This window comes from Natronococcus sp. A-GB1 (assembly GCF_029688845.1).
In the GTDB taxonomy this organism is placed as follows: Archaea; Halobacteriota; Halobacteria; order Halobacteriales; family Natrialbaceae; genus Natronococcus.
Genome location: NZ_JARUKW010000004.1, coordinates 1 through 23,418 on the forward strand (window position 1 = coordinate 1; position 23,418 = coordinate 23,418).

The following is a 23,418-nucleotide window of genomic DNA, read 5'->3' on the forward strand; positions in this document are numbered from 1 at the left end:
TCGAGGCGTTCGTCGACACCGCCCGCGATCCCGAGACGGACGACCTCATGGCACTGCCGCTGTTCCCGGACTACGGCTGCCTGTACTACAACAAGAACTACGCCCGCGACGCCGGCTACGACGACGACGACTTCGACGAGTGGGAGACCGAGCCGATGAGCTGGGAGGAGTGGGCCGAGATCACCGAAGAGATGGTCGACTCCTCGGACGCAGAGGTCGGACTGGCGACCCAGTTCGACATCTACGAGGGAACCTCCTGCTGCAGCTTCAACGAGGTCATGACCTCCTGGGGCGGCGCGTACTTCGGCGGCGAGGACAACCTCGGCGGTCCCGTCGGCGACCGTCCCGTTACCATCGACGAGGAGGAGTTCATCGACTCCCTCGCGATGATGCGAACGTTTGTCGCGGACGAACAGGACGACGACACGCTCGAGGAGTACCCGACCGGGATCGCCCCGACCGACATCACCTCCTGGGACGAGGAGGGCGCCCGAGAGCCGTTCTCGTCGGGCCAGGCCGCGATGTTGCGCAACTGGCCGTACATCGTTCCCGGGACGCTCGAGGGCGACGACTACCCCTTCGACGACGAGGACGACCTTGGCGCGATGCCGATCCCCTACGCGGTCGAAGAGGACGAAGCCGCCCAACCCGGTGCCGGCGGAACGGCCTCCGCACAGGGCGGCTGGCACATCGGCCTCAACCCGAACTCCGAACGCGTCGAGGAAGCCGTGCAGGTCATGCAGGCGATGACCGAGGACGACTTCAACCTCGGGATGCTCGAGGTCGTCGCCTGGCTCCCGCCGAAGCCCGACCTCTTCGACGACGAGGAGGCGACCGACGCCGACGAAGTTGGACCGATCGGTCACTACATGGAGACCCTGCGCGTCGCCGGCGAGAACGCGATGCCCCGCCCCGTCACCGAGCAGTGGCCATCGCAGGCGGAGATCATCGCGGAGCAGCTCAACCAGGCCGTCGCCGGCGACGTGAGCCCCGAAGACGCCGCCGCTGATCTGCAGGAAGCGCTCGAAGAAAGCGAGTCGTAAGCATGAGCACGGAACAAGAGGCGGACACCGCAGACCGAGAATCTCGGCGCTCGGGACCGCTGGTCGCGGTCACCCGGTGGCTCGAGAACCTCGGCGAAACCGCGTTCGCGTACCTGCTGTTGACGCCCGTGTTCGTCATCCTGGGTGCGATCGCGCTCTATCCGCTCCTGCGGACGTTCGAGCTGTCGATGTACGTTAACGTGCTGGGAACCGGCGACCCGGAGTTCGTCGGCCTCCAGAACTACGTCGATATGTTCACCGGCGCCCGCGACCCCGACTTCCCCGGATCGACGATGTTTCTGCCCGACGTGAGCACGTCCTCGAGCTTCCCGTTCGTCCACGTCAGCGGCTGGTTCCGTAGCGCCCTGGTCGTGACGCTCGTGTTTACCATCGTGAGCGTCTTCTTCGAGACGGTCATCGGGTTCGGGCAGGCGCTGATCCTCGATCAGGAGTTCCGCGGCCGACGCCTCGTCCGCGTCGCCATCATCATCCCGTGGGCGATCCCGCTGGTCATCCAGGGGATGATCTTCTACCTGATGTTCCACCCGAGCACCGGGTTCCTGACGGAGTATCTCGCGAACGTCGGGATCCTCGCGCCGACGAACACGCTCAACGATCCGCTGAGCGCCCTGATCATTGTTACCATTGCCGACATCTGGAAGACGACGGCGTTCATGGCCCTGCTGATCCTAGCCGGCCTCCAGAGCGTCGACCGCAGCCTCTACGAGGTCGCGAGGGTCGCCGGCGCGAGCCGCTGGCAGCAGTTCAAGCTGATTACGCTGCCACTGGTTCTGCCCGCCGTCGCCATCGCCGTCCTCTTCCGGACGATCGACGCGATGCGGATCTACGGCCTGATCGACATCACCGCGAGCTGTACGGTCGTCCCGTCGCTGTCGTGTATGGTCGTCGAGACGTTCAACACGCACCGCGGACTCGCGTCGGCGATCGCGTTCGTAACGGCGGGGATCATCGGCATCCTCGCGATGATCGTGATCTACAGACAGTACAAGGAGGGATTCTAAGATGGCTACGACAACCGAACAACGGTCCGACTCCGAGGACGCCGAGGACGGCGTTATCGCACAGTGGACCAAAGGCGTTATCGGAGACGACGAGAAGCGCGCTCGCCTCTACCGGGCACTGTTCTACGTGGCGTGTGGCTTCTTCCTCGTGACGACACTGTTCCCGTTCTACTGGCTACTGGTGCTGGCGCTGACGCCGAACAGCCAGATCCTGACCGGTGACTGGTCGCTTCCGGTTATCGGGATCGAGTTCCCACACCCACAGGGGTTCAACCCGCAGGCGTTCGTCGAGGTGTTTCAGCAGATTCCGTTCCACCTCTACGTGTTCAACAGCTTCGTGCTCGCGACGGTCACGACCATCATCGTCCTGCTGGTCGCGAGCCTCGCCGGCTACGTCTTCGGGCGGCTCGACTTCCCCGGGAAGGGGCCGCTCATGCTCGGCGTGTTGATGGTCTCGTACTTCCCACCGGCGGCATTTCTGATCCCGCTGTTCGACGCGTTCCTCGGGAACGCCATCGTGGTTCCGTTCCTCGGGATCGAGCTGTTCGAGCCGCCGCGGCTGGTGAACACGCCGGGGTCGATGATCATGCCCTTCAGCGCGCTGTTCCTGCCGCTGGCGATCTTCATCCTCACGACCTTCTACGCCCAGATTCCCGACGGGCTCGAGGACGCCGCGAGGGTCGAGGGAACCACGCGCCTGGGTGCGCTGTTCCGGGTCATCATGCCCCTTTCGGCACCCGGCGTCGCGACGGCGGCCGTCCTGACGTTCATCGCGGTATACAACGAGTACTTCTTCAGCTCGATCATGGCCCTGGAGAACGTCCCCGAGAACTGGTCGCCGCTCGTCGGCGGGATCCTGAGCTACCAGGACCAGTACACAACTGACTTCAACCTCATGGCGGCGGCGAGCATCGTCGGGGTCATCCCGATCCTGATCCTCGTGATCGTCGCACAGGAACGAATCGTTAGCGGACTAACTGCGGGAGGACTCAAGGAATAACATGGCACGCGTATCACTCAGCAACGTTACGAAGCGGTACGAAGACGTCGTCGCGGTCGACGAGATGAATCTCGACATCAAAGACGGGGAGTTCGTCTGTTTCGTCGGCCCCTCCGGTTGTGGCAAGTCGACGACGATGGAGACGATCGCCGGCCTCACCAAACCGAGCGAGGGAACGATCCGGATCGGCGAGACCGACGTCACCAAGCTCCCGCCGAAGGACCGCGGGGTGTCGATGGTCTTCCAGAACATCGCGCTGTTCCCGCACATGGACGTCTACGAGAACATCTCGTTCGGGCTCCGGCTGCGCAAGTACGACCAGGACGAGATCGATCGGCGGGTCGACAACGCCTCCGAGATCGTTCAGCTCGAGGGGATGCTCGACCGCGAGCCCAACGAGCTCTCGGGCGGCCAGCAACAGCGCGTCGCGATCGCCCGCGCGATCGTCCGCAATCCGGACGTCTTCCTGATGGACGAGCCGCTCGCGAACCTGGACGCCAAACTCCGGGTTCACATGCGAACCGAACTCCAGCGCCTGCACAAGCAGCTGGATACGACGATCATCTACGTCACCCACGACCAGGCCGAGGCGATGACGATGTCCGATCGGATCGCCGTCCTCAACGCGGGCCAGCTCCAGCAGATCGATCCGCCGCTGGTCTGTTACAACGAGCCCGCGAACCTGTTCGTCGCCGGCTTCATCGGTTCGCCGTCGATGAACTTCACCGATGGCGAACTCGTCGACGGCGGACTGACGACCGAACACTACGACATCGAGTTCGACACGACCGAACTCGGAATCAGCCCCGGCGACGAGATCACGGCCGGCGTCCGCCCCGAGGACATCTACCTCACCAGAAACGAGGACGAGGTCGACTCCCCCTCCGAAGTGATCGAGGCGACGACGGACGTCCTCGAGCCGATGGGCGACGAGATCTTCGTCTACCTCTCGCTGGACGGCACCAGCGGCTCCTCGATGACCAGCGACGAGGCCGCCGGCGCTTCGAACCAGCTGTTGATGAGCGTCGACCCCGACACCGAGATCGACGAGGACGAGTCGGTCTCGATCGTGCTCGATCGCTCGAAGATCCACCTGTTCGACACCGCCTCGGGCGACGCGCTCGCACACGGCATCGTCGATCTCTCGGAGGCCGAGCGAACGAGGGCGGCGGCCGAATCGCGAGGGCAACATGAGTAGTCTCGTTCCCGTCGTCTACTACGGGGGCTTTCTCGTGTTGTTCTTCTTCTGGATCTACGGGATCGTCTCGTTCGGTCTGGACGTCAAGAACAAGGTCATTCCCGGCATCAAACAGTATCGCCGCGGACGAAAGCGCCAGAAGGCAAAGCAGGAACGCGAGCAGGAACAGAACGAACAGGAACAGCAGCTGTACTGAACGACCGATCGAGCCCGTCTTCGGTCTCGGTCCGAACGGCACCGAAAGCGCAAACGTCGAACCGCAACTTCTTCGGAAACCGTCGTTTCATAGCCCGTCTCTCCGCAATACACGAGCCTCACTTCACCCGGATTTATTGACTCTCGCCCCGACCGTCCGCCCGTATGGATATCGGCGTACACACCCCACCGCTCGCGGACGAATCGCTCGAGGGCGCCCTGGCGTACCTCTCGGATATCGGCGTCGACGCGATCGAACCCGGCGTCGGCGGCTTCCCGGGGGACGACCACCTCGCTCGCAAGGAGTACCTGGACGACGAGGACGCCCAGCTCGAACTCGAGGAGCTGCTCTCCGAGTTCGACATGCGTATCAGCGCGCTCGCGACGCACAACAATCCGCTGCATCCGGACGACGAGCGAGCCGACGAGGCCGACACGGAGCTCCGCGAGGCGATCGAGCTCGCCGACCAGCTCGACGTCGGGACCGTAACCTGTTTCTCCGGGCTTCCCGCGGGCGGCCCCGACGACGAGGTGCCAAACTGGATCACCGCACCGTGGCCGACCGAGCACGCCGACGCCCACGACTACCAGTGGGAGGTTGCCGTCGACTACTGGTCGGACCTCGCCGCGTACGCCGACGACCACGACGTCGACCTCGCGATCGAGATGCATCCGAACATGCTCGTCTACGAACCACACGGGATGGCCCGCCTGCGCGAGGCGACGAACGAACGCGTCGGCGCGAACTTCGACCCCTCGCATCTGTACTGGCAGGATATCTCGATCACCGACGCGATTCGATACCTCGGTGAGCGCGACGCGATCCACCACTTCCACGCCAAGGACACGAAGGTCTACGAGGAGCAAGCCCGCGAAAAGGGCGTTCTCGACACGACGGCCTACGACGACGAGCAAAACCGCTCGTGGCTGTTCCGCTCGGTCGGCTACGGCCACGGCGAGGGCCACTGGAAGGACCTCGTCTCGACGCTACGGATGGTCGGTTACGACGGCGCGCTCAGCATCGAACACGAGGACTCGCTGACGAGTTCCCGCGAGGGACTCGAGAAGGCGGTCGAAATCCTCGAGCGGGCTGTCTTCCGCGAACAGCCCGGCGAGGCGTACTGGGCCGAGTAGATACCTCGCGATCGACCGTAGTGGTTCGAGACGCGTTCCGACCGCGTCGAACTCACCCTCCGAACTCCTCGATTCGTTCGTGTACCTGCTCGCTCCACTCGTCGACCGCCCGGTGCATTCGCGATTTGGTCTCGGGGAGCGAGAGCGCGGTGTACTGGTAGACGTACCCGCCCCCTTCGAGCAGGCGTTGCGTACGTTCGACGAGCGCTTTCTCCTCGAGGGTCCCGAGCGAACGGCTCACGCTGCTTCGGTCGCGGTCGAGGTCCGTCGCCAACTCCGCCGTCGTACTTCCCGGCGCCTTCGACAGCGCGATGTACGTCCGGCTCTCGTGGGGTTGGATGCCGAACACGCACTCGAGCACTCGCTCGAACGCCGGCTCGTCGGCGAGCATGAGCGCCTCGAGATCCCGTTCTCCGTCGGTCATAGGGGATACTGCGTGTCCGATCCAGTTAACGGTACGGTAGCCGGGGTCGAGCGGCCTCGAGAGCGGACCGGATCGGAGTCGGACGGCGGCAGCGAACGTGGGAGGAACCTCCGTGAGCGTTACGAGGGAGCTCAGGCCGTGGTGCTCGCCGGCTCGGGCTCTCCCTCCGGGCGCTCGCGCCGCGCCAGGTGGTACCGCTCGAGACAGTCGCGAAGCTCGTCGGACGTGTCGTGCGTGAGGAGTTTCATCGGCGTATCACAGTAGTAGGTCCCGGCGTTCCGTCTAATGACGACGTCCATCGACTGACCGAGGATCGATAGTTCGATGACGACGCGGCCGCCACGTTCTAGCACAGCGAGGATCTCCGCGGCGGTCAGCTCCTTTCGTGAAACGCGTTTGATCTCTGTCATAGATAGGTCGTGTGGGCTCGGTGCGGTGGCCGTCGGTTCGGCGATCGAACGGGGTCGCTATCCGCCGGATCGAGCGCGCTCGTGGTATGTCGAAGGTCGCTTCGACTAATGAAGGTTGTTCAACGAGACGACAAACTTCCTTGCAACTCTCTCTAGAGTTTGCGCCGAATATCGCGTCCTCGTCGTACCGGGCGTTCGCCGGTCGGGTCCCGACCCCGCGGACTCGGAGCTTCTCGCGGGAAGTTCCGTCCGTTCGGACGGACGAGGACCTCACTTGAGGGTGACGTAGACGAGCGAGACCAGCGCCAGGAACTGCAGTCCGCGAAGGACCAACATCACGCGGTGGACGATCGGCTCGTATCCGTACAGCATCGCCTCAGCGAAAAAGAAGTAGACTGCGACGAGGTTCTCGAGCAGTAGAACGAGGCTAAACAGTAACAACCCGAGGACGAGCGGCGTACGGAACCGGCGGTAGTTCTGGGCCCACACGTACGTCAACACGCCCAGCAGGATGAGGTTCCCTCCCGAGAGCGCGGTCGCGACCGTAACTTCCGTCGTAATTGCCATGTGACTCACTCAAGTTTGTCTGTAATCGACTCGAACGCGGCCTTGTGGCCCTCGAACTGCTCGGTCAGGAAGTAGAGTTTGCCGTACTCCTGGTTGCCCTCCTCGACGACGTCGTGTTCCTCGAGCAGGTCGAGGTGGTACCGTACCGTATTGTACTCGACGCCGAGTTCGTCGGCCAACTGGTTTGCGTTTCGCGGCCGATCGTCGAGCTCCCGAATAATTCGTGCTCGATTTTCGCCCCCACGCGTGCCGGCAATGAGGTACCACAGCGCCTTTTCCATCCGAACGGTCTGGCGTTAGTGTGACTGTGCTAAATAGTTCACCCACTCGTACCCGAGGATCCGACAGCACCCACCGGAGCCGGGGTAGGAACACGTTAGAGACGGTTTCCGGGGCTTCCCGTGGAGAAAAGCCGCTGTCAACGGACCCGAGGGAACTGGTTACCATAGTGCGTCCGTTGGCATAGGATACCCGAAGGTGAACGTGTCGCTCCGGCGTGCACGCGGATACACGACCGCCAAACGGCTTTGACGGTGGGTTCGTCCTCGAGCGGCCCGTCTTCCGCGAGCAGCCCGGCGAGGCGACCGGGCTGAGTGACCGTTTCACCATCCGTTCCTGCGCATCGACGGGACAGCCGTTCGAGCGCCAACGCCGTCTCCGACGGGTCCAACCATTGTCGCTCGCGCACAGACCTTATCCGCCGTGCAGATGTTGTGCATATATGAGCAAGCGGAGCGAGTCCGGAATGGCGTTCTGGGACGATGCGGCCGAAGACGAGGCCCATCAGCGGTACCGAACGCTTCTCCACACGATCGGCGACGGGATCTTTCAGCTCGACGCCGAGGGCCGCTTCGTCGCGGTTAACGACGTTATCAGCGAGTTGACGGAGTACGAGTACGGCGAACTTCTGGGAGAGCGAATCACCGAGATCCTCGAAACCGACGGCACGGCGATCGAGCGCGAGATAGAGCGACTCCGGACGAACCCCGCCGAACAGAGCACGCTACTCGAGATCCCCGTCCGGGCCGCCGACGAGAACCTGATACTCTGTGAAGTTCGAATAAACCCGTTCAACGAAGACGAGTCCCTTCGGGGCGCCGTCGGAACCGTTCGCGAGCTCGCCGGCCGGAACCGAACGGAGCTGGACTGGCGCCAACAGCACCGCGACTTCGAGTACGAGGGGGAGAGCTACGAGATAACGCGCGACCTACAGGAGAGCGAGGAGCGATTGCGTCTCGCGCTCCAGGCCGGCGATCTAGGTATGTGGGAGCTCGATCTCCAGACGCGGGATTCGCCCGTTCGATCGCCCCAGCACGATCGAATCTTCGGCTACGAGGGGGGCCGCGAGGAGTGGAGCTTCGAGATCTTTCTCGAGCACGTCCACCCGGACGACCGCGAGTTCGTCGAACGCAGCTTCGAGAAGGCCTTCGAGACGGGAACGTGGGAGTTCGACTGTCGGATCGTTCGAGCCGACGGCGAGCGACGGTGGATCACGGCCCGGGGCGAGTTCTACTACAACACCGACGGCGAGCCGGTTCGTGCGATCGGGATCGTAGAGGACGTCACCGAGCAAAAGAAGAACGCGAAGGACCTCGAGGACGCGAAGTCGCGGCTCGAGGCCGCGACCGAAGCCGGTGCCGTCGGGACCTGGGAGTGGCACGTTCCCGAGAATCAGATGATCGTCGGCGCGTCGTTCGCCGACCAGTTCGGTGTCGATCCGGAGCAAGCACGGGAGGGAGTCCCGCTCGAGCAGTTCCTCTCCTCGATCCACGAGGCCGACCGCGACCGGGTCGTAGAGAGGATCGAGACCGCGGTCGAGACCTGCGGGGAGTACGAGGCGGAGTACCGCGTTCGGAACGCCGACGGCGAACTCCGATGGGTGGTCGCTCGCGGCCACGTCGAGTGCGACGAGGACGGGAACCCGCTGACGTTCCCCGGAACGCTCACCGATATCACCGAGCGAAAGCGAGCCGAGCTCGAGGCCGAAAACCAGTCGCGCCAGCTCGAAACGCTGTTTCAGGTGCTGCCCGTCGGCGCCGTCGTCGCCGACGGAGACGGTTCGCTGCTCAAGGCCAACGACGTCGCCAAGGAGATCTGGGGCGGCGAGGTGTTCGACGCGAAGTCTGTCGACGAGTACGACAAGTACTCCGCGGTGTGGGCCGACACGGGCGAACCCGTCGACCCCGAGGAGTGGACGATGGCCCAGGTACTTCGCGGCGAATCCGTCACGGAGCCGAACGTGTACGAGATCGATCCGTTCGACGGCGACGGTCGGATCATCATGGAGCACGGCGAACCGGTGAGAGACGCCGACGGCGACGTGAGGCGAGCGATCGTGACGCTCACCGATATCACCGAGCGAAAGGAGTACGAGCGGAAGCTCAAGGAGTCGAACGAACGCCTCGAGCAGTTCGCCTACGCGGCCTCTCACGACCTCCAGGAACCGCTGCGAATGATTACGAGCTACCTCGAGTTGCTCGAGCGTCGGTACGGCGACGAGCTCGACGCGGACGGCGAGGAGTTCCTCGAGTTCGCCGTCGACGGCGCCGATCGGATGCGCGAGATGATCGACGCCCTGCTCGAGTATGCGCGGGTCGACACGAGAGACCAGCCCTTCGAACCCGTCGAGCTGGACGCCGTGCTCGAGGACGTCCGCGAAACCCTTCGAATGAAGATCGACGAGAGCGAGGCCGAGATCGAAGCTGAATCCCTTCCTCGCGTACGGGGTGATCCGGCACAGCTCCACCAGCTCCTCCAGAACCTGTTGTCGAACGCGATCGAATACGCCGGCGAGGGTTCGCCGCGGATTCGGATCGAGACCGAGCAAACCGGCAGCTCCTGGGAGGTCGCGATCCACGACGAGGGGGTCGGTATCGACATCGACAAGCAAGCGCAGGTCTTCGACGTGTTCGAACGCCTCCACAGTCAGGAGGAACATCCCGGAACCGGGATCGGACTCGCCCTCTGCAAGCGAATCGTCGAGCGCCACGGCGGCGAGATCAGCGTGGAATCCGAACCCGGCGAGGGGGCGACGTTTGCGTTCACGCTCCCCGCGGCGTAGAACATCGTCTCGGTCCGTCTGTGCTGTGGATCGCAAAACCCGTGGGTTGAGCGCCAGAACCGAGCTGACAGTCCGGAACCTCGAAGCAGCTCGGACGGCCCCGTTACGCTACCGTTGCGCTTCGTCCTGCGGCCTCGATCGCCTCGAGGAAGATCCCGATTCCGAGTTCGATCTCGCGCTCGCTCGAGTCAAGCGGCGGGAGCAGTCGAATCGTCTTCTTCCCGCAGCCGAGGGTCAACAGTCCGCGGCGAAGCGACTCCTCGACGACCGCGCTGCGACGCTCGGGTGTGTCGAACTCGACGGCGAGCATAAGGCCCTTGCCCCGGACGTCGACGACGTGGGCGGGCGCGTCGTCACGAAGCAGTTCCTTCGCCTGCTCGCCGCGCTCGGTGGCGTTTTCGAGCAGGTCGTACTCGTCGATCGCCTCGAGGGTGAACGTCCCCATCATCGAACCGAGCAGGTCGCCGCCGCCGAACGTCGAGCCCAGGCGGTTCTTTTCGGACGGGAAGATCTCCGAGCGAGAGACGGTCGCGCCGACGCGCAGCGCCTTCGCGGCAGAGATGACGTCGGGCTCGATCGGATAGTGATCGGAGGCCCAGATCTTTCCGGTACGGCCGATCCCGGCCTGGATCTCGTCGACGATCAGCGGAATGTCGTACTCCTCGGTGACGTCGGCTACCTCCTGCATGAACGCCTCACTGGGGAAGCGGTAACCGCCAACGCCCTGGATCGGCTCGAGGGTCAGGAAGGCGATCTCGTCGGGGTTGATGTGGCCGCCCTCAGGGGACAGCGAGTTGCGAAGCTGCGAGCCCTCGTTCGCGAAGAAACCACAGTCACAGCTGGCGGCGTCACAGCCACGATCGGCACAGAACGGAACCGTCTCGATCCCGCTGATCTCGGGGTAGTGGCGCGTGTAAACTTCCTTCGATTTGGTGATCGAGAGGGTACCGAAGGTGCGCCCGTGGAAGCTGCCGGCGAAGGCGACGCCGTACTTCGCGGGCGCCCGGTAGTCGTGGGTGATCTTCATCGCGTTCTCCATCGACTCCGCGCCGGAGTTCGAGAGGAAGACCGTATCCATCCCGTACTGGCTCGAGACGTCGACCAGTTTCTCCATCAGGTGGCTCGAGCCCGGGACGTCTGACTCCTCGGGGGTCGGACCCGCGCCGAAGTACATGTCCTGCCCGGCGATCTTCATCGGTTCGACGAGATCGAACTCCCGCAGTTTACTGGTGAGCTTCTCGTTGTTGTAGCCAAGCGGCGCGGCGCCGATGTGACACGTGAAATCGAGCAATACGTTGCCGTCGACGTCGGTGACGAACGGTCCGTCGGCCTCGCGGGTGACATCCCAGACGAACTCGTGGGAGTACTCGCTGGGTGCCGCGTTCTCCCCGTGGAACTCGACCCACTCTCGGGCGTTGGGGCCGGGGAACGCCTCCACGTTCGGTTTGGCAGTGTCCCTATCCATACACAGATAATGTGTACGTCGTACATTAAATGTTGTTATAGATGGGGACGGGAGTTGGGGAACGAGAATCGGGACGTCACGGCAGCCGAGTCGGCCGAACGAAAAAGAGTCGTTCCGAGCGGCTCCGTCAGTCGTCGTCGCCCGGCTCCGCGGTCGTCGTCGGATCGTCCGACCGACGCTCCGTCGAGCCGACGATCACCGTCTCCTCCTGGAGCAACACGCGGCCGTTGGTGCCGCTCAGGTTCTTGATCAGCGATAGCATCGCGAGGAAACAGACGATCGCGAACGGCGCGCCGGTGATGACGACGGCCTGCTCGAGCGCGCCGGCGCCGCCCTCGCCGCCGAGGATCATCAGGATCGCGGCGGTCAGTCCGAGGACGACGCCCCAGAAGACCCGGTTGATCGTCGACGGGGACTCCTTGCCGCCCGTGGTCATCATCGAGACCGCGAGCGTCGAGGAGTCCGCCGACGTGACGAAGAACGTCGTCACGAGAACGAGGAACGCGACCATGAAGATCGCGCCGAGCGGGAGGGCGTCGAACAGGATGAATCCGGAGACCTCCGCCCCGACCTCACCCGCAATAACCTCGCTGAAGTCCGCACCACCGGTGTCCTGCAGGAAGACGGCGGTACCGCCGACGAACGTAAACCACGGGACCGTCGCGGCGGAGGTCGCGACGATCCCGGTGAAGGCGACCTCACGAATCGTCCGTCCCTTCGAGATCCGGGCGATAAACAGTCCGGCGAAGGGAGACCACGAGAGTGCCCAGGCCCAGTAGAAGACGGTCCAGCTCTCGACCCAGCCGGTACCGCCGTCGCCGGCGCCGGTGTAGAGGCTCATCGCGACGAAGTCGCTGATCATCCCGCCGATCGCCTGCGACCCGAGCAACAGCAGGAACATCGACGGTCCGAGGATGAACGTCGCGAGCATGATCACAACGAACAGCCCCATGTTGAAGTTCGAAAGCCGGCGGATCCCCTTGTCGATCCCCAGCACCATCGAGATCGTAAACAGGATCGTCATCGTCGTCACGACGAGCAGGATGCCGGTGTCGCCGAAGCTCAACCCCCACTGGTACTCGAGACCGCTGACGAACTGGCTGCCGATGAACCCGAGCGAGGTCGCGACGCCGCCGATCGTCGCGAAGACGGCGAGGATGTCGACGACCTTGGCGACCGGTCCGTCTAAGTTCTCCTTCCCGATGATCGGCGTCAGCGCCGACGAGGCCCGCAGCGGGACCTTGTCGTAGTTGTACGCGAAGTAGCCGATCGCGATCCCCATGATCGTAAACACCGCGAGCTGGGGCAAGGCCCAGTGGAACAGCGTCTGCTGGATTGCGAGCGGAATCGCCTCACTGCTTCCGCCCTCGACCCCGAACAGCGGATTCGGATCGTCGTAGTAGAACAACCCCTCGGTCGGTCCCCAGAACACGACGCCCGCGGCGAACCCGGCCGAGTACAGCATCGCAAAAAACGAGAGGAAGCTGTACTCGGGATCCGTGTCGCCGAGCTTGAGCTTGCCCCACGGGCCGATGATCAGATACAACAGGAAGACGACCACCAGGAACACGATCACCAGCAGTGCCCAGCTCATGTAGCTGAGCATCTCCCCGTGAACGGTCTCGATTCCGCCGGCGACGAAGCTTCGATCGACGAAGAAGGCGACGATGACGCCGACCGTGAGCAACGCGCCGAAGACGAAGACGACCGGATCGAGCTCGTCGAGGAATCGACCGATCATCCCCTGCTCGCCGTCACTCACGAGCACTCACCTCCGGCTCGAGAGCCGAGTGGCCGGTTCGATCCGCGTTGGTGCTCCCTCCCACTCACCGTGCACTGCGATGGCATACCGAACTAATCGATTGTATCTTGCATAAATATTTCCTTTTCGTACCCGCCATACACAGATTGCGTTTATTATACGCCACTCACAGAAATCCCCCTCAACGGCATCCATAATCTAACATTCGGTCATAGTACATAGAGATATCTTCAGTTCTTCACGACATAACGTTCAGTAGTCAACTCTATCGCTCGAAAGCCAGTCTCACCAAGCCAACCATCGGTCGTATCGAAAACGCGGCGCACTCACGAACTGTATTCGATCCGCACCCGGGTGCTTTCGCTCGAATCGCGGCCGAGCAGTGCCGATCAGTTCGTGAGCTCCTCGAGGTTTCGCTCGCGCACCGTTGCGCTCTCGTCGGTGCGCTCGGCGAACTCGTCGACGCGATCCTTGATGTCCTCGCGGGTCGCCTCCGGCGAGAAGGAGTCGGACATCGTCAGCAGTCGAACGAACGCCCTGAGTTCCTCGTCGGTGAGCTGGGCGAACTCCTCGTTCTCGAGCTTTTCGACGACCTCGTCGACGTCGATCTGGCCGACCGGCTCGACGCTGAACTCGACGTTGACCATTCGGTAGTTCGAGCCCGCGAGGCGCTGTTCGGCCTTGCCGACGCCCTCCGAGAGCATATCCTTGAACGGGGTGTGGTACCCCATCGTCCCGAGGTGGAGGAAGGCGAGCATGTCCGTGATCCCCTGGGTGTAGGCGTCCCGGTCCTCGTCGTCGGGATCGAACACCGTCTCTCGGTCGCGTTCCTCCAAGTACTCGAAGAGGATGCTGAAGTCGAGCACCGCGTTCCGGACCCGGCGTCGGATCCGATTTCGCTTCTGTTTCTTCGAGTGATCAGTGTAGTCCGTCTTCCGGCCGAGCAGAAAGTCGCGGTCGGAGGGAGTGAGGATCCCGCGGGGTCGGTCCGAGTCGGCCGCGGTTCGAAGCGACTGCGGGACGTCATCCTGGCTCATACAGGCTACTGGTGGAGCGCGTGAATTAACGTTTCTGATCCACACAACATGATAGCAATCCTATAGCTCCCAGTGACCGGCGAGCGCGTCAGACAGGCCGGCGGGAGAGTTCGGTGATCGTCTCCGAGAGTACCCCGACGCCGATCTCGAGGCTCCGCTCGTCGACGTCGAACGTCGGCGTGTGGTGGTTGGTCGGGTGGTCGGTTCCGACGAGCAGATAGGAGGCGAGCCCGCCGCGATCCTGAACGCGGTTCATCAGGTAGGTGACGTCCTCGCTGACGCCGAACTCCGTCGAGGGGACCACCCGGTCGACCCCCTCAACCTCCCTGGCGACCGATCCGATCAGCTCGCGCAAGGCGGGGTGGCTGTCGGCGCGGGGCGACTCGCTGATGACCCGCGGCGTGACGTCACAATCGTGCATCTCCGCGGCCGCGTACAGCACCCGCTCGAGTTCGGTCCGCATGTACTCCATCAGTCCCGTCGTCTCGCCGCGGACCTCCGCGTCGATCGTGATCTCTTCGGCGATGACGTTGCTCGCCGTCCCGCCCTCGATCCGACCGACGTTGACTCGAGTCTGACCGTCGCTATGGCGGGGGATCGCGTACGCGTTCTGGATCGCGGTCGCCGCGGCCTGCATCGCGTTCCCTCCCTCGTTGGGCGCCTTCCCCGCGTGGGCGCTCGCCCCCTCGAACGTCGCCGTCAGGTGGGCCATCGCCAGCGGCTTCTCGACGCCAGCGACGATCTCGCCGGTGGGATGGTCGAGGCCGACGTGGAGCGCCAGCAGGTAGTCGACGTCCTCGAGGTAGCCCCCCTGGGCCATCGCCTTCCCGCCACCCGAGATCTCCTCGGCGGGCTGGAAGAAGACCTTCAGCGTTCCCTCAAAACTACTCCCCGCGATCGCCTCGATCGTCCCCAGCGCCATCGCGATGTGCGCGTCGTGGCCGCAGGCGTGCATGTACCCCTCGTGTTCGGAGCGAAACCCCTCTGCAGCGGGTCGGTGCTCGGTCAGATCGGACTCGGCCATCGAGATCCCGTCCATGTCGACTCGCAGGCCGATCGTCGGCCCGTCGCCGCGCTCGAGGACGCCGACCACGCCGGTGTGGCCGTCCGCCGTTCGCTCGAGGACGTCCTCTTGAACACCCGCCTCGCGGGCACGCTCGAGCCAGGGCTCGAGTTCGCTCGTGTCGGGTACCGCCATCCGCTGGTCGGTCGAGAGCGCCTCGCGACCGACGGCGATCTCGTCGACGTCGAGTCGCTCGAGCTCCGCGACGATTCGGGCCGTCGTTCGAAACTCGCGCCAGCCGGGTTCGGGATGGCGATGAAATGCTCGTCGGAGGTCGCGCAATCGGGTCCGCGCGTCGTAGGCCATTCTTGCCGCTCGTAGGTGTGGAGGACACTTAATCATGATCAACATCGCCGTTCGGGCGTTGAACAAAGGGAGTGTGGTCCGCCCTACACTTTACAGCAAGCTGTAGCGGTCGCTGAAACGACGATTATACTACTCTTCAACGTCGGCTTGAACCGGTTGTGAGGGCCCGAATTCGTGTTTGGCGCCCACCAAATTCGGCCCGGGGTTTATTTTATCGTCGTCCGACGGTTTTCATATCGATGACATCCCTCCCCACGTGGATCGAGAATCGGATCGATCCGCCCCTCGAGAAAAAGCTCGCGCAACGACACGTCGTCGAGGTCATGCTCGAGGCCGAGCGACCGTTTTTCTCCATCCACCAGCTTCAGGCGCTGGTGGGGCCGACGGTGAGCAAGGAAACGGTACGAAACCGCCTCAACGAACTGCGCGAGATCGACGTCGTGGCCACCGAGACGTACCCGGAGACGATTACGCTCTACTATATCGACCACCCCGAATCGCGGTGGCCGCTCTCACCGGAAGGGAAACGCGCACTGGCCCGGGATTCCGCGCTCGATACCCTCTCGCTCGGCGATTTCCTACGCCTTCGGAACCCGGCCGGGATACGGACGCTGGTGCTGGCGGGGTTTCAGCTTTCCCTCGTGCTGTTCAGCGTCGGCGTCGTGACGTGGTTGTTCGGACTCGACGCGCCGGTCGACGCGACCTCGGATCTTGTCGCCGCCGCCGGGAACCTCTTGGTTGTCTGTCTGGTCCTCCTCGTCGCCGAACGAGTCGTCCGCGAACTTCGCGACGGCGATCACGGTAGCGGTTCCGTGACCGTCGATCGATTTACGCCGAAGTGAGTCGAGGCCCGAAAACCGATAGCCGATCCCCGAATCCACACACATCAAATCCATGTCCACGAACCCATCATCGACCGACTCGTCTTCGACCGCCCCCTCGAGGCAACCGGGGCCGGAGTTACTTGCGGAACGATCGATCCTCGGCATTTTCGTCCACCTCGTCGGCGCGATACCGCTCTGGGGTATCCTACTCTCCGGACTGTTGTATCGATTCTCGAGCCACGAATTTACGCGCGCCAACGCACGGATCGCGCTCAACTGGCAAACCCTCGTCACGAGCGCATGGATCGTCGCGTTCGTCGGTCTGTTCGGTCTCTCCGAACTCACCGATCAGGTCGCACTGCCCGGCGCGCTCGAGACGGTGCTCTCCCTGCCGGTGTTGGCGGCCGTTATCGCGACGTTCGTGCTCACCTGGTTGAACATCCTCTTTCCGGTGGTCGGAATGGGAAAGGCCGTCTTCGGCGATGCGTGGGAGTACCCGATGGTGCCCGATCTCGTTCGACTCGTCTCGGCACGGACGAGATTCGGATCAGAATAGCGGACAGCGGCGAGTGCTCGAGGACTCAGCCGAGGTAGGCGGTCGCGTCTATCTCGACCCGAACGTCCTCGGGCAGCCTCGAGACCTCGACGCAGACCCTGGCAGGCGGCTCCTCGCCGAACTTCGCTCCGTAGGCCTCGTTGACCTGCTCGTAGTCCGCGAGATCGGTGAGATAGACGGTGACCTTCACGACGTCTGCGAGGCCGTCGCCGCCGGCTTCGCTGACGACCGCGGCGATGTTCTCGAGGACGCGGTCCGTCTGAGCTTCGATGTCGCCGTCGACGGCCTCGTCCGTCTCGGGGTCGACGGGACCGTAGCCCGAGACGTGCAGCGTGTCCCCGGCACGGACGCCCTGAGAGTAGGGGTTGTCGTTTCTCGGTGCACCGTCCGTACTGATGGGTTCGGTGTCGGACATCGGTCGGATCGTCAGGCGGTCTGTTTGGTCTCGGCCGTCGCGTGTTCGATCGCGTCAGCGATAACGTCGAGCGCCGTCTCCGCGAGCTCCTCGGTGAGCACGAGCGGCGGCAGCAGCCGGAGAACGTTGCCGTGGCGGCCGGCCGTCCAGACGAGCACGCCGTGTTCGAAGCAGTACTGCTGGATCTCGTCGACGAGGTCGTCCGCTGGCGCACCGTCGCTATCGACGAACTCGGCGCCGATGAACAGCCCCTGGCCGCGGACGTCGCCGAGGTGGTCGTTCCCGTCGGCGACCTCGCGGAGTCGGCCGCGGATCTGTTCGCCCAGCTCACGGGCGTGAGCAAGCAGGTCGTGGTCCTGGATGTACTCGATGGCACGGCTGCCGGCCCGCATTGCGACGACGTGGCCCCGGTAGGTACCGGCGTGGTCGCCCGAGCCCCAGGTGTCGAGATCCTCGTGGTACATCGTCGCCGACAGCGGGAAGCCCACGCCGCCGAGCGCCTTCGCCGAGGTCATCACGTCGGGCGTGACGTCGGCCCAGTCGTTGGCCCACCACTCGCCGGTGCGGCCGAACCCGCTCTGGATCTCGTCGAACATGAGCGTAATATCGTTGTCGTCGGCGAGGTCGCGAAGCCCCTGCAGGAACCCCTCCGGTGGCGTGACGACGCCGCCCTCGCCCTGGATCGGCTCGACGAAGATACCCGCAGGGTTCGCGAGTCCGCCGTAGGGATCCTCGAGGATCTCCTGGACCTCCTCGAGTGCGTGATCGACGGCCTCCTGTGGCGCCTTCCCCTGCTCGAACGGGTTGGGGTAGGGGGCGTGGACGACGTCGGGCAGCAGCGGCGAGTAGTGTTCCTTGAACCCTTTGTTGCCGGTGAGGCTCATCGCGCCGGGCGTCGCGCCGTGGTAGGCACCCCGGAACGCGATCAGGCCGTCGCCGCCGGTGTTGTACTTGGCGAGCTTGATCGAGGCTTCGACGGCGTCGCTGCCGGTCGGACCGCCGAAGACGACCTTCTGGTTGCCCTGCAGCCCCGAGGGGGCGATCTCGTCGAGCTTCTCGATCAGCTCGAGGCGGGCCTCGGTCGGGAAGTCGACCGTGTGCACGAGCTTGTCGGCCTGTTCGTGGACGGCCTCGAGCACGTAGGGGTTCGCGTGGCCGACGTTGAGCACGCCGATGCCCGCGAACATGTCGATGTAGGTGTTGCCGTCGACGTCGCGAACCGTCGCGCCCGAGCCCTCCTCGAACGCGACCGGGATATCCTCGGGGTAGGCGACCGCGCTGCTGTCGATCTCGCGTTGCTTCTCGAGTAGCTCCCGCGAGCGCTGGCCGGGGACGCTGTCGACGTTCGGTGCCTCGTCGTAGTGGAGCTCGTCGATCGGTGGACTGCTCGTCATACGTAGGGCCAGGTGGAACAGTGATAAATAATTTGTCCACAGTAACTATAGAGGACGTACACAGAAATCGGTTCGAAAGCCGTCGGTCGGAGCGTGCAAACACCCATTGTTCGATAGGTAGTCACTAGCAGTAGATAGTGGCACGGTTTCTTTATTCAGTATCGTACCTGAAAGTGAAACAGGCGATTCGGCAACTACGTGTGCGCACGTAACGTTGTTATTCCTATCAGTTGTCGGTGATATTGACAAAGTCGTGCTGAATACAGCGCGCGAATGTGCCAACCGAATCGATGCTTTCAGTCTTCGGGTAAGTCGTTCAGTAGGCCATATTTTGCTCGGTAGCAGACAGCCCCAACTGAAGATCCGACGCCGAGGCTGTGTGCTTTATCTCGATCATCGAAGTTGAGAAGCATCTGCCCGAGCCAGATCCCTACTATCAACCCCCACCGCCGAACGCGTGACCGGCGAATCGACCCGATATCTCGGTCGTACAGGATCCGATAGGCGACGGCACTCATAACACCGACGAGAAACCAATCCGTCCGCACGTTTGGTACCTCTTCGATCACTTCCGCTGCGAACGCCGTTTGTAGTTCCGTGGGATCAACATTCTGTTCGTCAACGTCATAACTCTCTTGCACACTTATTTCATCTAACGATTCATCTTGGCGTAATTGGTCAATCCGGGCTGACTCTCTACGGAGCAGAAGTATTAGTCCCACAACTGTGAGATTCCCAAGAAGATCCAAGAGTGCATGGCTCCTTCGTGAGAACATGTCTGTGTTCAACACACCCATTCTAATAAATCTCTAGAAGGTCGTTCAGCTACTGGTGAATAGATCCTCTGGATGTTGCACGACCATTCTACCAACTACTGGATAGGTTGAGCGAAGCGTGCTGAACTCACAGCGCGTATCTCGCACGAGCCGTGAGTAGAATAGAGCAGTCGAATCGGTCGGTACGGATGAACAACATAGCGTTCTCCGCACCAGCTTCGTAGTGTGTGGAGGATTCACATATCTTGGTAGCGTAGTCTTACGGCTGAGGTAGCATGAAAACAGTCACATCAGCAGATGGCACGGCAATCGCATATGAACGAACGGGGAGCGGTCCACCGCTTGTGCTCGTCCACGGGACTCTCGTCAACCACACCTCGTGGGAGCCAAGCCGCCCCCGTTTCGAAGATCACTTCACGGTCTACGCGATGGATCGTCGGGGCCTTGGCGAGAGCGGCGACAACGACGAGTACGCGCTGGAACGCGAGGCTGAGGACGTGGGTGCGGTCGCCGAATCGATTGACGAACCTGTAGTCTTGCTCGGTCACTCGTATGGCGCTCTCATCTCGCTGGAGGCGGCCTTTCGAACTGACAACTTGCGGACACTCGTTCTGTATGAACCACTGTTTCAAGTTGGCGCCCAGAAACTCTACTCCGAAGACCTGCTCGCTGAAATGAAGGCCTTGCACGAAGCGGGCGAGAACGAGCGCCTGATCGTCCTGTTCTTCGAAGACATCCTCAAGTTGCCCCCAGCGGAAATCGATGCTCTTCGCTCGGACCCGATCTGGCAAGACTTCCTAGATGGGGCCCGAACAGTGTACCGTGAGACGCAAGCCGAAAACGAGTACGAGTTCGATCCCGCCCGGTTTGCGGAGCTGACGACACCGACCATACTGGTGTCGGGAAGCGAGAGCTCCGAGGATTTCACAAATGCAACGGATGGACTCGACGACGCGCTCCCGAACAGCCGAATCGTCACCCTCGACGGACAGGGACACGATGGGGCACTTTCCGCGCCAGATCTCTTCGTCGACGAGGTACACGCTGCGATCAGTGAATCAGACTGACGGATCATCGCTCGGGCATCCTAGTGCCTCCGGCGGTTATTCGATATGTGTCCTCTCCCGAGCAGCAGATCCATACGGGTTGGGCTGAAGGCAATCGATATGGTGTGCTGGATACACGCTCTATATTCAGCAGGCATCTCCTGACAGCTATCGGATGGATGGCTGCGCCGGTACCTACTTGCCCTGTACGTAACGCGAGGTTCACGCCTTACGCTGAATAAAGAAACCGTATTACCAACTACTGCTACCGATGGGGAGCAGTGAGACAAACGGGCCGAAAGACGTTGTCGAACCGCCGCAGGAACGGGGACGACGGGATCCCGTTCCGTCGACTCGAGGGTTACCAGGGCTCGTCCTTTAGGCCGAGCTGGTAGGCGATCATGTTCGTCGTGATGTGCAGGATCGGCGTCAGCACGACGACGACAGCGATCACGCCCCACGTGAACACCTCGAAGAACCACTCGGTCGCGAGCAGCGCCGTCAGGGGCAACGAGACGACGACGAAATCGAGCTGATCGAGCCCGGGAAACATCGCGCCGCGCTCGCGCCCAGATCGACGTTTGAGAAACGAGGCCATAATGTCGCCGAGCATCGCCCCCGCGGCGAGGCCGACAGCCGCGAGCGGCGTAAACGCCGGGACGTCGATTCCGATCGCCGCGCTCACGTCGTCGGCGACGAGGGTCAGCGCACCTGCGAGGAGCACGCCCGCGAGGATCCCCGCGGCGGTTCCCCGCCAGGTCTTCCCGTCGCCGAGCACGCGCTTGTCGTCCCACGTCCGTCCACCGTCGATCGGCCGACCACCGCCGGCCAGCACCGCGGCGTTGTTCGGAACGTAGGCCGGCAACATCGCCCAGAAGGCGACGACGATCGTCTCGAGTACTGCCATGTTCGGCGGGACGAACCCCCGCGTCTTAACCTGCTGTGGTTCGGCCCGACCCGTCGCGCCGTCGATAGCATCAATTTCATTTGACATCCTCCCGCGCCTAAAGGCGCGGGTATTCTCCTTGCTTTTTATAAGCTCGGTGACGTAGCCCACGTATGATGTTGCCAGTCGCGGGCCGGTTCGTCGCCGGGGAGGGACCAGCCGAGGCTCTCGAGCACGTTCGTCAGCTGAACGACCGGAACGTGAAGGCGATCGTGAACCTGCTGGGGGAACACTACGACGACCGCGAGGCCGCCGACGCCGACGCCCGGGAGTACCGCGAGCTCGTCGAGGACATCGCGCGGTCCGATCTCGAGGCGACGGTGTCGGTCAAACCCTCCCAGATCGGCCTCGATCTGGGCGAGGACGTCTTCCGGGAGAACCTCGAGGCGATCGTCGAAACCGCGGCCGAGCGCGGCGTGTTCGTCTGGATCGACATGGAGGACCACACGACGACCGACGCGACCCTCGACGCCTACGAGGAACTGGCTCGAGAGCATGGTGGTGGGGTGGGCGTCTGCGTCCAGGCAAACCTCAAGCGGACCCGCGGAGACGTCGAACGGCTCGCGGACGTCCCTGGAAAGGTTCGGTTCGTCAAGGGCGCCTACGACGAGCCGGTCGAGATCGCCTACAAGGGCAAAGAGGCCGTCAACCGGGAGTACGAGGCCCTGCTCGAGTACGCCTTCGAACAGTTCGAGGGCGGGATCGCGATCGGCAGCCACGATCCGGCGATGATCGACCGCGCGATCGAACTCCACGAGGAACACGGCACCGACTTCGAGATCCAGATGCTGATGGGCGTTCGGAACGACGCCCAGTTCGAGCTCGCCGAGGAGTACGAGGTCTACCAGTACGTCCCCTACGGCGACCGCTGGATGTCGTACTTCTACCGCCGGGCGATGGAACGCAAGGAGAACCTCTGGTTCGCGGTTCGAGCCGTCCTCGGCCGCTAAAGGAAAGGGCTCATTAGCCCCTAGTGTGAGGTGGCGTACATGGCTTCGTGGAAGCGGGATTTCGCAAGCGGGCTGATCGTCCTCGGCCCGATTCTCGTGACCCTCTACGTTATCTACTGGCTCTACGGCCTCATCGCGGGGCTGACTCCGGGGCTCATCCTCGACGAGGCCGCGCTCCGGCCGCTGATCCCCGGCGACGGCGGCCAGGCCCAGCAGACCCGCGAGGAGGTCGCCCAGTTCCTCCGGGTGATCGTCGCCCTGACCGTCCTCGTGATCCTGACGTTCTCGGTCGGCTACCTCATGCGGACGACTGTCGGCGGACTGGTCGAACGGCTGGTCGACAACGTCGCCAACCGGGTCCCTGTGATCCGGGTCGTCTACAACGCCTCGAAGATGGCCGCCGAGACCGCCTTCGGCGAGCAGGACTCCCTGCAGAAACCGGTCAAACTCGAGACCTGGGAGGGGCTTCGAATGACCGCGTTCAAAACCGGGAAAGTAACCGAGGACGGCCGCGAGGTGCTGTTCCTGCCGACGTCGCCGAACATCACGACCGGGTTCGTCATCGAGGTCGAGTCGAGTCGAATCACCGAACTCGACGAGGACGTCGAGGACGCCCTGACCCGCGTGCTGAGCGCCGGCTTCGGCGACTCGAAGCGCAACCGAGACATGGCCGCCGGCGTCTCGATCGACGTCGTCGACGAGGCGACGACCGACGGCGGCGAGAGCGAACCCGACTCCGATCGGCGACGGCTCGAGGACTGACTCCGAGCGGTAGCCGAGATCCACTCGACAACCGCCGCGCTTTCGACGGGGGAACCAGAACC

General features: G+C 63.2%; 23 protein-coding genes. 12 read left to right on the plus strand and 11 right to left on the minus strand.

Annotated features, from left to right (window positions below):
* The 6 genes from QA600_RS05815 to QA600_RS05840 form a co-directional block, all read left to right on the plus strand.
* A partial coding sequence (locus tag QA600_RS05815; RefSeq protein ID WP_278291019.1) for an extracellular solute-binding protein occupies nucleotides 1–1,043 on the plus strand: 1,043 nt, incomplete at its 5' end.
* A 2-nt stretch (nucleotides 1,044–1,045) separates the two neighbouring features.
* Entirely contained in the window at nucleotides 1,046–2,065 is a 1,020-nt protein-coding gene (locus QA600_RS05820) for a sugar ABC transporter permease (protein ID WP_278291020.1), read from the plus strand.
* A 1-nt stretch (nucleotide 2,066) separates the two neighbouring features.
* Nucleotides 2,067–3,065 carry a carbohydrate ABC transporter permease gene (locus QA600_RS05825; RefSeq protein WP_278291021.1) on the plus strand — a complete coding sequence of 333 codons (999 nt, stop codon included), beginning with the start codon at nucleotides 2,067–2,069 and terminating at the stop codon, nucleotides 3,063–3,065.
* A gap of 1 nt (nucleotide 3,066) precedes the next feature.
* Nucleotides 3,067–4,263, plus strand: a complete 1,197-nt coding sequence (locus QA600_RS05830) for an ABC transporter ATP-binding protein (RefSeq protein ID WP_278291022.1) — start codon at nucleotides 3,067–3,069, stop codon at nucleotides 4,261–4,263.
* A complete protein-coding gene (locus QA600_RS05835) occupies nucleotides 4,256–4,459 on the plus strand; it encodes a hypothetical protein (protein WP_278291023.1) in 204 nt (67 codons plus the stop codon). The genes QA600_RS05830 and QA600_RS05835 overlap by 8 nt, the downstream gene beginning before the upstream one ends.
* A gap of 164 nt (nucleotides 4,460–4,623) precedes the next feature.
* The gene (locus QA600_RS05840; RefSeq protein WP_278291024.1) at nucleotides 4,624–5,592 is read left to right on the plus strand and encodes a sugar phosphate isomerase/epimerase; all 969 of its coding nucleotides are present in this window, start codon (nucleotides 4,624–4,626) and stop codon (nucleotides 5,590–5,592) included.
* Between the two features lie 52 nt (nucleotides 5,593–5,644).
* Here the strand turns inward: QA600_RS05840 and QA600_RS05845 are convergent, their stop codons facing one another.
* The 4 genes from QA600_RS05845 to QA600_RS05860 form a co-directional block, all read right to left on the minus strand.
* Nucleotides 5,645–6,016: a helix-turn-helix domain-containing protein gene (locus QA600_RS05845; RefSeq protein WP_278291025.1), complete on the minus strand. Its 372-nt coding sequence runs from the start codon at nucleotides 6,014–6,016 to the stop codon at nucleotides 5,645–5,647.
* Between the two features lie 131 nt (nucleotides 6,017–6,147).
* Nucleotides 6,148–6,426: a hypothetical protein gene (locus QA600_RS05850; RefSeq protein ID WP_278291026.1), complete on the minus strand. Its 279-nt coding sequence runs from the start codon at nucleotides 6,424–6,426 to the stop codon at nucleotides 6,148–6,150.
* Nucleotides 6,427–6,696: 270 nt separating this feature from the next.
* On the minus strand, nucleotides 6,697–6,993 hold the full coding sequence (locus QA600_RS05855; RefSeq protein WP_278291027.1) for a hypothetical protein: 297 nt from the start codon (nucleotides 6,991–6,993) through the stop codon (nucleotides 6,697–6,699).
* A 5-nt stretch (nucleotides 6,994–6,998) separates the two neighbouring features.
* Nucleotides 6,999–7,274, minus strand: coding sequence for a winged helix-turn-helix domain-containing protein (locus QA600_RS05860; RefSeq protein ID WP_278291028.1), 276 nt, complete (start codon nucleotides 7,272–7,274; stop codon nucleotides 6,999–7,001).
* A 440-nt stretch (nucleotides 7,275–7,714) separates the two neighbouring features.
* Here QA600_RS05860 and QA600_RS05865 point away from each other — a divergent pair, with 440 nt between their 5' ends.
* Nucleotides 7,715–10,054, plus strand: coding sequence for a PAS domain S-box protein (locus tag QA600_RS05865; protein ID WP_278291029.1), 2,340 nt, complete (start codon nucleotides 7,715–7,717; stop codon nucleotides 10,052–10,054).
* 103 nt (nucleotides 10,055–10,157) lie between these two features.
* Here the strand turns inward: QA600_RS05865 and QA600_RS05870 are convergent, their stop codons facing one another.
* From QA600_RS05870 to QA600_RS05885, 4 genes are all read right to left on the minus strand, one after another.
* The gene (locus QA600_RS05870; RefSeq protein ID WP_278291030.1) at nucleotides 10,158–11,519 is read right to left on the minus strand and encodes an aminotransferase class III-fold pyridoxal phosphate-dependent enzyme; all 1,362 of its coding nucleotides are present in this window, start codon (nucleotides 11,517–11,519) and stop codon (nucleotides 10,158–10,160) included.
* A 127-nt stretch (nucleotides 11,520–11,646) separates the two neighbouring features.
* Nucleotides 11,647–13,260 (minus strand): BCCT family transporter, encoded by a 1,614-nt coding sequence (locus QA600_RS05875; RefSeq protein ID WP_278291230.1) that lies wholly within the window; start codon nucleotides 13,258–13,260, stop codon nucleotides 11,647–11,649.
* Between the two features lie 410 nt (nucleotides 13,261–13,670).
* Nucleotides 13,671–14,318, minus strand: coding sequence for a hypothetical protein (locus QA600_RS05880; protein ID WP_278291031.1), 648 nt, complete (start codon nucleotides 14,316–14,318; stop codon nucleotides 13,671–13,673).
* A gap of 88 nt (nucleotides 14,319–14,406) precedes the next feature.
* Nucleotides 14,407–15,687: an amidohydrolase gene (locus tag QA600_RS05885; protein ID WP_278291032.1), complete on the minus strand. Its 1,281-nt coding sequence runs from the start codon at nucleotides 15,685–15,687 to the stop codon at nucleotides 14,407–14,409.
* A 239-nt stretch (nucleotides 15,688–15,926) separates the two neighbouring features.
* Here QA600_RS05885 and QA600_RS05890 point away from each other — a divergent pair, with 239 nt between their 5' ends.
* Entirely contained in the window at nucleotides 15,927–16,529 is a 603-nt protein-coding gene (locus tag QA600_RS05890; protein ID WP_278291033.1) for a hypothetical protein, read from the plus strand.
* 52 nt (nucleotides 16,530–16,581) lie between these two features.
* Nucleotides 16,582–17,067 carry a DUF4870 domain-containing protein gene (locus tag QA600_RS05895; protein WP_278291034.1) on the plus strand — a complete coding sequence of 162 codons (486 nt, stop codon included), beginning with the start codon at nucleotides 16,582–16,584 and terminating at the stop codon, nucleotides 17,065–17,067.
* Between the two features lie 25 nt (nucleotides 17,068–17,092).
* On the opposite strand, the gene QA600_RS05900 is transcribed toward QA600_RS05895, so the two are convergent.
* Both QA600_RS05900 and QA600_RS05905 read right to left on the minus strand, forming a co-directional pair.
* The gene (locus QA600_RS05900; protein ID WP_278291035.1) at nucleotides 17,093–17,482 is read right to left on the minus strand and encodes a Rid family detoxifying hydrolase; all 390 of its coding nucleotides are present in this window, start codon (nucleotides 17,480–17,482) and stop codon (nucleotides 17,093–17,095) included.
* Nucleotides 17,483–17,493: 11 nt separating this feature from the next.
* On the minus strand, nucleotides 17,494–18,876 hold the full coding sequence (locus tag QA600_RS05905; protein WP_278291036.1) for an aspartate aminotransferase family protein: 1,383 nt from the start codon (nucleotides 18,874–18,876) through the stop codon (nucleotides 17,494–17,496).
* 1,051 nt (nucleotides 18,877–19,927) lie between these two features.
* Between QA600_RS05905 and QA600_RS05910 the strand changes: the two genes are divergently transcribed.
* Nucleotides 19,928–20,719, plus strand: a complete 792-nt coding sequence (locus tag QA600_RS05910) for an alpha/beta hydrolase (protein WP_278291037.1) — start codon at nucleotides 19,928–19,930, stop codon at nucleotides 20,717–20,719.
* Nucleotides 20,720–21,059: 340 nt separating this feature from the next.
* On the opposite strand, the gene QA600_RS05915 is transcribed toward QA600_RS05910, so the two are convergent.
* Entirely contained in the window at nucleotides 21,060–21,605 is a 546-nt protein-coding gene (locus QA600_RS05915; protein WP_278291231.1) for a CDP-2,3-bis-(O-geranylgeranyl)-sn-glycerol synthase, read from the minus strand.
* Nucleotides 21,606–21,757: 152 nt separating this feature from the next.
* Here QA600_RS05915 and QA600_RS05920 point away from each other — a divergent pair, with 152 nt between their 5' ends.
* Both QA600_RS05920 and QA600_RS05925 read left to right on the plus strand, forming a co-directional pair.
* Nucleotides 21,758–22,594: a proline dehydrogenase family protein gene (locus tag QA600_RS05920; protein ID WP_278291038.1), complete on the plus strand. Its 837-nt coding sequence runs from the start codon at nucleotides 21,758–21,760 to the stop codon at nucleotides 22,592–22,594.
* A 39-nt stretch (nucleotides 22,595–22,633) separates the two neighbouring features.
* Complete coding sequence (locus QA600_RS05925) at nucleotides 22,634–23,356, plus strand: DUF502 domain-containing protein (RefSeq protein ID WP_278291039.1); 723 nt, start codon at nucleotides 22,634–22,636, stop codon at nucleotides 23,354–23,356.
* The last annotated feature ends 62 nt before the right edge of the window (nucleotides 23,357–23,418 follow it).

Excerpts from the sequence above, each read along its gene's own strand:
- QA600_RS05860 (WP_278291028.1), bottom strand. The coding sequence starts at position 7,274 with ATGGAAAAGGCGCTGTGGTACCTCATTGCCGGCACGCGTGGGGGCGAA.
- QA600_RS05830 (WP_278291022.1), top strand. The coding sequence starts at position 3,067 with ATGGCACGCGTATCACTCAGCAACGTTACGAAGCGGTACGAAGACGTC.
- QA600_RS05835 (WP_278291023.1), top strand. The coding sequence starts at position 4,256 with ATGAGTAGTCTCGTTCCCGTCGTCTACTACGGGGGCTTTCTCGTGTTG.
- QA600_RS05895 (WP_278291034.1), top strand. The coding sequence starts at position 16,582 with ATGTCCACGAACCCATCATCGACCGACTCGTCTTCGACCGCCCCCTCG.
- QA600_RS05905 (WP_278291036.1), bottom strand. The coding sequence starts at position 18,876 with ATGACGAGCAGTCCACCGATCGACGAGCTCCACTACGACGAGGCACCG.
- QA600_RS05855 (WP_278291027.1), bottom strand. The coding sequence starts at position 6,993 with ATGGCAATTACGACGGAAGTTACGGTCGCGACCGCGCTCTCGGGAGGG.
- QA600_RS05910 (WP_278291037.1), top strand. The coding sequence starts at position 19,928 with ATGAAAACAGTCACATCAGCAGATGGCACGGCAATCGCATATGAACGA.
- QA600_RS05865 (WP_278291029.1), top strand. The coding sequence starts at position 7,715 with ATGAGCAAGCGGAGCGAGTCCGGAATGGCGTTCTGGGACGATGCGGCC.
- QA600_RS05920 (WP_278291038.1), top strand. The coding sequence starts at position 21,758 with ATGATGTTGCCAGTCGCGGGCCGGTTCGTCGCCGGGGAGGGACCAGCC.
- QA600_RS05820 (WP_278291020.1), top strand. The coding sequence starts at position 1,046 with ATGAGCACGGAACAAGAGGCGGACACCGCAGACCGAGAATCTCGGCGC.
- QA600_RS05845 (WP_278291025.1), bottom strand. The coding sequence starts at position 6,016 with ATGACCGACGGAGAACGGGATCTCGAGGCGCTCATGCTCGCCGACGAG.
- QA600_RS05890 (WP_278291033.1), top strand. The coding sequence starts at position 15,927 with ATGACATCCCTCCCCACGTGGATCGAGAATCGGATCGATCCGCCCCTC.
- QA600_RS05915 (WP_278291231.1), bottom strand. The coding sequence starts at position 21,605 with ATGGCAGTACTCGAGACGATCGTCGTCGCCTTCTGGGCGATGTTGCCG.
- QA600_RS05900 (WP_278291035.1), bottom strand. The coding sequence starts at position 17,482 with ATGTCCGACACCGAACCCATCAGTACGGACGGTGCACCGAGAAACGAC.
- QA600_RS05885 (WP_278291032.1), bottom strand. The coding sequence starts at position 15,687 with ATGGCCTACGACGCGCGGACCCGATTGCGCGACCTCCGACGAGCATTT.
- QA600_RS05850 (WP_278291026.1), bottom strand. The coding sequence starts at position 6,426 with ATGACAGAGATCAAACGCGTTTCACGAAAGGAGCTGACCGCCGCGGAG.
- QA600_RS05880 (WP_278291031.1), bottom strand. The coding sequence starts at position 14,318 with ATGAGCCAGGATGACGTCCCGCAGTCGCTTCGAACCGCGGCCGACTCG.
- QA600_RS05825 (WP_278291021.1), top strand. The coding sequence starts at position 2,067 with ATGGCTACGACAACCGAACAACGGTCCGACTCCGAGGACGCCGAGGAC.
- QA600_RS05840 (WP_278291024.1), top strand. The coding sequence starts at position 4,624 with ATGGATATCGGCGTACACACCCCACCGCTCGCGGACGAATCGCTCGAG.
- QA600_RS05875 (WP_278291230.1), bottom strand. The coding sequence starts at position 13,260 with ATGATCGGTCGATTCCTCGACGAGCTCGATCCGGTCGTCTTCGTCTTC.
- QA600_RS05870 (WP_278291030.1), bottom strand. The coding sequence starts at position 11,519 with ATGGATAGGGACACTGCCAAACCGAACGTGGAGGCGTTCCCCGGCCCC.
- QA600_RS05925 (WP_278291039.1), top strand. The coding sequence starts at position 22,634 with ATGGCTTCGTGGAAGCGGGATTTCGCAAGCGGGCTGATCGTCCTCGGC.